Genomic DNA, 7,833 nt, shown 5'->3' on the forward strand with positions numbered 1-7,833 from the left:
ATAATGATTTTTAAGGTTGAGATAGCATATTGATCATAAAAAGTTACCAAAATGTATAAAACTATAACATGCTTATATAATATTATTTTATTCGATTATGCTCGAAAAGACCTTTCCTGCTGGCACAGGGGCTATTTTTTTCTACATAAATGTAAAAAATAGTCCAGCAAGCAAACGAACGAATGAAGATTGCCGCTTTTTTTAAAAATAAATATTCATTAATATAAATATATTATCTGTAATTTTAAGATCCATACTTGTTTTGGCACAGATAATGCTTTTAGTGGGGCAGACAGCGATACTGTGTCGCTGCTGCGGATCCGGCGCCGGGCCGCTGAAGAGATTCAGCAACACGCATATCTTGTGCGTAATGATCAAGGATGCCCTATGAATGCCCCTGATACTGCCTTTGTCATTATCTGCGCCACCATGGTCATGCTTATGATTCCGGCCCTCGCGCTGTTTTATGGCGGCCTGGTCCGTTCACGCAATGTTCTTTCCACCCATATGTATAGTTATGCCTGCCTTGGGCTTGTTTCCGTGCTCTGGGCGCTTGTGGGCTACACGCTGGCCTTTGGCGACGATATCGGCGGCCTTGTGGGCAACTTCAAGTTTGCCCTGCTTGACGGGGTGAACAGCAATCCCGCCCCTATGGCGCCGCAGTTGCCCCATACTGTTTTTATGGGTTTTCAGTGTATGTTTGCTGTGCTCACAGTGGCCTTGATTTCAGGAGCTTACGCAGAACGTATGCGCTTTTCCGCCATGCTGCTCTTCTCTGCCTTATGGTTACTCTTTGTCTACGCCCCTGTGGCCCACTGGGTGTGGGGCGGCGGCTGGATGGGCCGGATGGGCGCTCTGGACTTTGCCGGTGGCGCTGTGGTGCACATGTCTTCGGGAGCCGCCGCGCTTGCCTGCGCCCAGGCTTTGGGCCCCAGAATTTCAACCGGATCGCGGCACGTTCCCCACAATCTGCCATTGACGCTTCTTGGCGGCGGTATCCTCTGGTTCGGCTGGTTCGGCTTTAACGCAGGCAGTGCGCTGGCCGCAGGAACCCTTGCGGGGCAGGCTCTGGTGACAACGCACATGGCGGCGGCATGCGGCATCCTTGGCTGGATAATCGTTGAGTGGAAGCACACGGGCAAGCCTACCAGCTTAGGAGCAATTTCCGGCGCTTTGGCAGGGCTTGTGGCCATCACCCCTGGTGCGGGCTTTGTAGAGGTGCTGCCGGCCATGCTTATAGGTTTTATTGGCGGAATGGTGTGCTATGGCGGTGTGTTGCTGAAGAACCGATTCGGCTATGACGACGCCCTTGACGTAGTGGGCATACATGGTCTTGGCGGGACCTGGGGTGCGTTGGCTACAGGCTTGTTCGCCAGCGCGGCCATCAACGGTGTGGACGGCCTTTTTTACGGTAATCCCGGCCAGGTCTGGATACAGCTTGTGTCCATCGCGGGTACCTGGACTTTTGTTTACGTTGCCACCCGCATTATCGTCCGTCTGGTGGATGCCGTGGTTGGATTGCGGGTTGCCCCCGAGGAGGAATACAGCGGCCTTGACCTCGGCGAACACAATGAACGCGGTTATAATCTGTAATCCGGGAGAGGCAGCGCTATGAAAAAGCTCGAAATAATTATCCGTCCCGGCATGTTTGAAAAAGTCAGGGATGTGCTTTCAGAGTTGGGAATTCACGGATTGAACTATACGGAAATAAAGGGGTTTGGGCGGCAACGCGGTCACACTGAAGTATACCGTGGCTCCATCATGCAGGTGGACTGCCTGCCCAAGATAAAGATTGAAGTGGTGCTGCATGACGCCATGCTTGAACCGGTAGTGAACGCAGTTATGCTCACCGCACGCACAGGGCAGGTGGGAGACGGAAAAATTTTTATCAGCGACGTGGCTGATGCCGTGCGCATCCGCACAGGCCAACGTGGTGATGAGGCCCTGTAGGCCGGAAGTGACGGCAAGGCTTCACATTTTCAAATGAGATAAGGAGAACAGGCAATGAGTTCCATCCGTAAAAAAGCTTTATTCATGGCCATTAATACCGCCCCTGTAGTCCCTGTGCACAGTGATGGGCCTGGCTGCCGCGCGGAAGACAACTTTGGCCGTTATGTTTTCGGTCTTTCTACCATGCGAAAGCGTCTGCCCAAGGATGTGTACAGCAAGCTTGCCAAAACCATTCGTGATGGTGAGCGCTTGAATCCGGATATTGCCGACGTGGTTGCCAATGCCATGAAGGACTGGGCCATAGAAAATGGGGCAACCCATTACACGCACTGGTTTCACCCGATGACGGGCCTTACGGCCGAAAAGCATGATGCCTTTCTGTCTCCGGCATCCGATGGGCAGGTCATCAGCGAATTTTCAGGCAAAATGCTTATCAGCGGCGAGCCTGACGCCTCGTCCTTTCCTTCGGGCGGCATCCGCTCCACCTTTGAGGCTCGCGGTTATACCGCCTGGGACCCCAGTGTGCCGGTTTTCATTATTCCTGCGCCTTATGGGGCGACACTGCACATTCCTACATACTTTTACTCGTATTCCGGTGAGGCGCTGGATCGCAAAATTCCGTTGCTGCGTTCCATCTCTGCCTTGTCCCGGCAGGCCATGCGCATACTTCGCCTTTTCGGCAACGAGTCGGCGGCGTATGTGCGCGCCATGGTGGGGCCGGAACAGGAATACTTTCTTGTTGATAAAAACCTTGCGGCCTTGCGGCCCGATCTGCTGCTGGCAGGGCGCACCTTGCTGGGAGCGCCGTCCGCCAAGGGGCAGGAGATGGAAGACCATTACTTTGGCGCCATCCCGGCCCGCGTAATGAGCTTTATGCAGGATGTGGAAAAAGAGCTGCTCGCTTTGGGCATTCCTGCAAAAACAAGGCATAATGAAGTGGCCCCGGGCCAGTTTGAGCTGGCTCCGGTTTATGAAGAGGCCAACATTGCCTGCGATCATAATATGCTCACGATGAACATGATGCGGCATATGGCCGCAAGGCACGGTTTTGTTTGTCTGCTGCATGAAAAACCCTTTGCCGGTGTAAACGGCAGCGGCAAGCACAATAACTGGTCTATGAGTGACTCAGACGGGCAGAACCTGCTCAATCCCGGCACAACGCCGCAAGACAATGCGCAGTTTCTGGTTTTTCTGGCTGCGGTACTGCGTGCGGTGCATAAGCACGGTACAGCTTTGCGGCTCGGAACCATCGGTGCGGGCAATGATCATCGCCTTGGTGCCAATGAGGCTCCTCCGGCTATTCTTTCCGTCTATCTCGGCGAGCAGCTCACAGGGGTACTGGACGGCATCATCAGCGGTCATGGACCAAAAAGTAAAAAAAGCGGTTTTATGGAGGTGGGTGTTTCAACACTGCCGCCCTTGCCGGTGGACCTCTCCGACCGCAACCGGACAAGCCCTTTTGCCTTTACGGGCAACAAGTTTGAATTCCGTTCTGTTGGCTCATCGCAGTCGGTTGCCCCGGTCAATATTGTGCTCAACGCCGCTGTTGCCTGCGCCCTGGATGACATTGCTACCGAGCTTGAGGCTTCCATATCCGCCGGGGCTGATCTTAATGCCGCGCTTCAGGAGCTGCTGCCGCGCATGTTTAAAGCACACATGCCGGTTGTTTTTAATGGAAACGGATATGCGGAATCGTGGAAAGCCGAAGCATCCAGACGCGGTTTGCCCAACCACAGCAATACGGTAACAGCTCTGGAGCATTATAGTGACCCGGATGTCATGAATGTTTTTTTGCGACATGGTATTCTTACAGAGCGTGAAATACTTTCTCGTCAGGAAATATTGCTTGAAAATTATTGCAAAACGATTTGCATTGAAGGAAATTTGATGCTGGATATGCTACGCACTTCAGTATTGCCTCAATGTATTGAAGCTCAATCACGCGCTGCCGATGCTGTAATCAAGACACGTGCTGTATTGGGAGGCAATGTCGCTGCAACCGAAGAAATATATTTTAATAAACTGCATACACATATAGCTGCGCTGCAAAATAGCATGGACGAACTGGAACATGCCATTTCCAGCACAGTTGCAATTAGCGGTGTTCTGGAAGAAGCCAAAGCGGCCAGGGATGGCATTCTTACTGCCATGAGCCGGTGCCGTGAACATGCCGATAGCCTTGAAGGGCTTGTTGACGACACCCTGTGGGTGCTGCCCAAGTATGCAGAGTTGCTGTGGTCGCATTAAGGCCGAAGAACCTCAGTATTGTTCCAAATAAAATCATTGCGGAGGCTTAGAACAGCAACAGCTTTTGAAAAGTTGAGGGCAGAAGCCTCATCCCGGGGGGGAGCGTGGCTTTCATGCCGTCAGCCCTTGCGCATGCCGCAGGGGGTCTCCGGCCAGTGTCGTTTGCCGCAACGAACGACACTGACCGGAGCCACAAGGCGGAGAGTCTGGCGGCTCTTCGCCTTTCACTACGGCGCGAGTGCGCCGCGTTTACTTTTGATTTGAATGGGAATACTTTCTTTATACATCCTATTGTCAAAGATGTTTTTTAGGGGCGCTTGAGCGCCTTTGAAAAAAAAGGAGTGACTATGGCTGTGGCATTGCGCTTTACGAAGATGCAGGGCATCGGCAATGACTATGTTTATATCAATGGCTTTCAAGAGCGTATTGACAGCCCGGGAGAACTCGCCAGAAAAATCAGCGATCGCCATTTCGGCATCGGATCTGACGGACTTGTGCTTATTTTGCCATCTGCAACGGCCGATGTGCGCATGCGCATGTTCAACGCTGACGGTTCCGAATCGGAAATGTGCGGCAATGCAGTGCGTTGCGTAGGCAAATACGTTTATGATCACGGCATACAGGTCAAAGATGTTATTACGGTAGAAACCCGCGCGGGCGTCAAGATTGTTCGCCTTCTGTTTGAAGCGGGAAAAGTTTGCGGCGCTACGGTCGATATGGGTGAGCCTGAGTTGAATCCCGCCAGAATTCCCGTGCTCACCGAGACCTCCGGAGACGGCAGCCAGCAGCATTTTGTGGCCCGCCCCGTGGACGTAAATGGTCAGTTGTATGAAATAACCGCCATATCGATGGGCAATCCTCACGCCGTTATTTTCATGAAGGGTATCGACGACCTTGATCTTCCTCGTATCGGGCCGCGCTTTGAACATCATCCTTTGTTTCCCAAACGCACCAATACGGAATTTGTGGAAGTCATCTCTTCCACCAAGGTACGCATGCGCGTTTGGGAGCGCGGCGCAGGCGAAACGCTTGCCTGCGGAACCGGAGCCTGCGCCGTTGCCGTTGCCTGCGTGCTGAACGGGTACGCGGGGCGTGATGTGGAGGTGGAGCTTAAAGGCGGTTCCTTGCATATCCATTGGGATGAAGCCAGCAATCATGTGTACATGACCGGCGGCGCGGTAACCGTTTTTTCCGGCGAATACTACATCTGAACCCGAATGAAGAGGATGGCATGGCTATCGTAAACAGCAATTTTCTCAAGCTTCAGAGTAACTATCTTTTTGCGGATATCGCTCGCAAGGTTGCGGCGTTTAAGGATGCCAACCCTGACAGGCGCGTTATCAGCCTGGGCATAGGCGATGTTACACGTCCCTTGCCGCCATCTGTCATTCAGGCTTTGCACAAGGCCGTGGATGAAATGGGTGATGCTGCGCTTTTTCGCGGGTATGGTCCGGAACAGGGGTATGCTTTTTTGCGTGATGTCATTATGCAGTATGACTATAAGGCGCGTGGCGTTACCCTTGCCCCCGATGAAATATTCGTCAGCGATGGTGCGAAGCCCGATGTGGGAAATTTTCAGGAGCTTTTTGCTCAGGACAGCATTGTGGCAGTTACCGACCCTGTGTATCCGGTATATGTCGATTCCAATGTTATGGCAGGGCGCTCGGGCGAAATGAAGGACAAGCAATGGAGCAGAATTGTCTATCTTCCATGCGTAAAAGAAAATGACTTCGTACCGGGCTTTCCTGCCACCCGACCGGATATAATCTATCTTTGTTACCCTAATAATCCTACAGGTACAGTGCTTTCACGCGCGGCCCTACAAGGATGGGTGGACTACGCCAGACGCGAGGGCTGCGTCATTTTGTATGATTCTGCCTATGAGGCTTTTATCACCGAAGCTGACATTCCTCACAGCATCTACGAGATTGATGGTGCGGAAGAGGTTGCGGTAGAATTTCGCAGTTTTTCAAAAACAGCCGGATTTACCGGCCTGCGTTGCGCCTATACCGTAGTACCCAAGGCTCTGCGCATCAGTGATGGCAAGAGCGGCTCCGTAAGCCTTAACGCGCTTTGGAATCGTCGCCAGTGCACCAAGTACAACGGTTGCCCCTATATAGTGCAACGTGCCGCCGAAGCCGTGTATAGTGAACGGGGGCAAAGTGAAATCATGGGGATTATTGCAGGCTATCAGCGCAATGCCGCCATGCGGCGCACGGCGGGACGTGAAATGGGCTTTGCCGTATACGGCGGCGTGAATGCCCCCTATATCTGGGTACGTGTGCCTGACGACACAAATTCCTGGGGCTTTTTTGACAGGCTGCTGCAGCAGGCAGGGCTGGTCTGCACCCCGGGAGCAGGTTTCGGCATTTCGGGCGAGGGCTATGTGCGCCTGACGGCTTTCGGTTCACCTGAGGATACGGAAGAAGCCATACAGAGGCTACGCTCTTTGTGCTGATATTTTTAGCTTGATCGTAGAAAATGATTGAGGGCGGCGGAATGTCTGGCGTTCGCCGCGCAAGCCTCTCGGGTCTTGTTGTTTTGAACAGGGCGGGACAACGGTTATGCATTGTTGTCCTGCCCTGTTTTTTAAGCGCATTTTATGAAAACATGTTTTTGCTGCAATGCTGTTACGGCAACTGTGCCTTGTAATGCGTTAAAATCCGGCTGACTGGCGCAGGTTCTTATAATAGAAAAATCAGCAAGGTTATGAACAGCACTTTTTGTTGATCTTTTTCGGGCAAGCATGCCGGCAAGAGAGCGCATGCACACAAAAAGCCGGAAACCCCGCAGGGCTTCCGGCTTGCAAAAGACAGATCAAGAAAGCTCTGCCGTTATACTCCCTGAGCCACCATGGCGTTGGCGACCTTGCGAAAGCCGGCGATATTGGCGCCCATCACAAGGTTGCCGGGCTCTCCGAATTCTTTGGCCGTTTCAGCGGCGCTCATATAGATATTGCGCATGATTTCATGAAGCTTGTTGTCCACCTCTTCAAAAGACCAGCTTTGCATGCTGGCGTTCTGGGCCATTTCAAGCTGGCTGGTGGCAACGCCGCCGGCATTGGCTGCCTTGGCGGGGCCATAGCAGATGCCGGCTTTAAGAAAAGCATGCACCGCATCAAGGGTAGAGGGCATATTGGCCCCCTCGGCAACACACTGGCAGCCGTTGGCAAGCAGAACTTTGGCGTCTTCAAGGTTCAGTTCATTCTGGGTCGCGCTGGGAAATGCCGCATAGCAGGGAACAGACCACACGGCATTGCGGCCGTCAGGGTATTCACTGGTCGGAGTATACACCGCGGAAGAAACCAGCTCTGCGTAGCGGGTCAGGGATTCGCGCTCAACTTCCTTGACTTGCTTGAGCACATCGATGTTGATGCCTTCAGGGTCGTAAATCATGCCGCGTGAGTCAGAAACGGTAAGCGGGGTAGCTCCTACCTGATAAAGCTTTTCACAGCAGTAGATAGCTACGTTGCCCGCGCCGGATACAGCGCATTTTTTACCTTCCAGGCTTTGCCCCTTACCTTCAAGCATGCTCTGGGCAAAGTATACAGCACCATAACCGGTGGCCTCAGTGCGGGCCAGGGAGCCGCCGAACAGGGGATTTTTCCCTGTCAACACGCCTTCGTAGCTCTGGGTA

5 protein-coding genes and 1 pseudogene are annotated in these 7,833 nt (G+C 52.9%); 5 read left to right on the forward strand and 1 reads right to left on the reverse strand.

Annotation, left to right across the window (positions count from 1 at the left end; translation table 11 throughout):
- The first annotated feature begins 387 nt into the window (after positions 1–387).
- The 5 genes from QZ377_RS12285 (at position 388) to QZ377_RS12305 (ending at position 6,655) form a co-directional block, all read left to right on the forward strand.
- Positions 388–1,593 carry an ammonium transporter gene (locus QZ377_RS12285; RefSeq protein ID WP_291441495.1) on the forward strand — a complete coding sequence of 402 codons (1,206 nt, stop codon included), beginning with the start codon at positions 388–390 and terminating at the stop codon, positions 1,591–1,593.
- 18 nt (positions 1,594–1,611) lie between these two features.
- Complete coding sequence (locus tag QZ377_RS12290; protein WP_291441497.1) at positions 1,612–1,950, forward strand: P-II family nitrogen regulator; 339 nt, start codon at positions 1,612–1,614, stop codon at positions 1,948–1,950.
- Between the two features lie 54 nt (positions 1,951–2,004).
- Positions 2,005–4,197, forward strand: a complete 2,193-nt coding sequence (locus QZ377_RS12295; protein ID WP_291441498.1) for a glutamine synthetase III — start codon at positions 2,005–2,007, stop codon at positions 4,195–4,197.
- A 347-nt stretch (positions 4,198–4,544) separates the two neighbouring features.
- A complete protein-coding gene (gene dapF, locus QZ377_RS12300) occupies positions 4,545–5,408 on the forward strand; it encodes a diaminopimelate epimerase (RefSeq protein WP_291441499.1) in 864 nt (287 codons plus the stop codon).
- A 20-nt stretch (positions 5,409–5,428) separates the two neighbouring features.
- A complete protein-coding gene (locus QZ377_RS12305; RefSeq protein ID WP_291441500.1) occupies positions 5,429–6,655 on the forward strand; it encodes an LL-diaminopimelate aminotransferase in 1,227 nt (408 codons plus the stop codon).
- Positions 6,656–7,031: 376 nt separating this feature from the next.
- Here the strand turns inward: QZ377_RS12305 and QZ377_RS12310 are convergent.
- Positions 7,032–7,833, reverse strand: a pseudogene (locus QZ377_RS12310) (NADP-specific glutamate dehydrogenase); the annotation flags it as partial.

It is taken from the genome of Desulfovibrio sp. (genome assembly GCF_019424165.1).
Taxonomy (GTDB): domain Bacteria; phylum Desulfobacterota; class Desulfovibrionia; order Desulfovibrionales; family Desulfovibrionaceae; genus Desulfovibrio.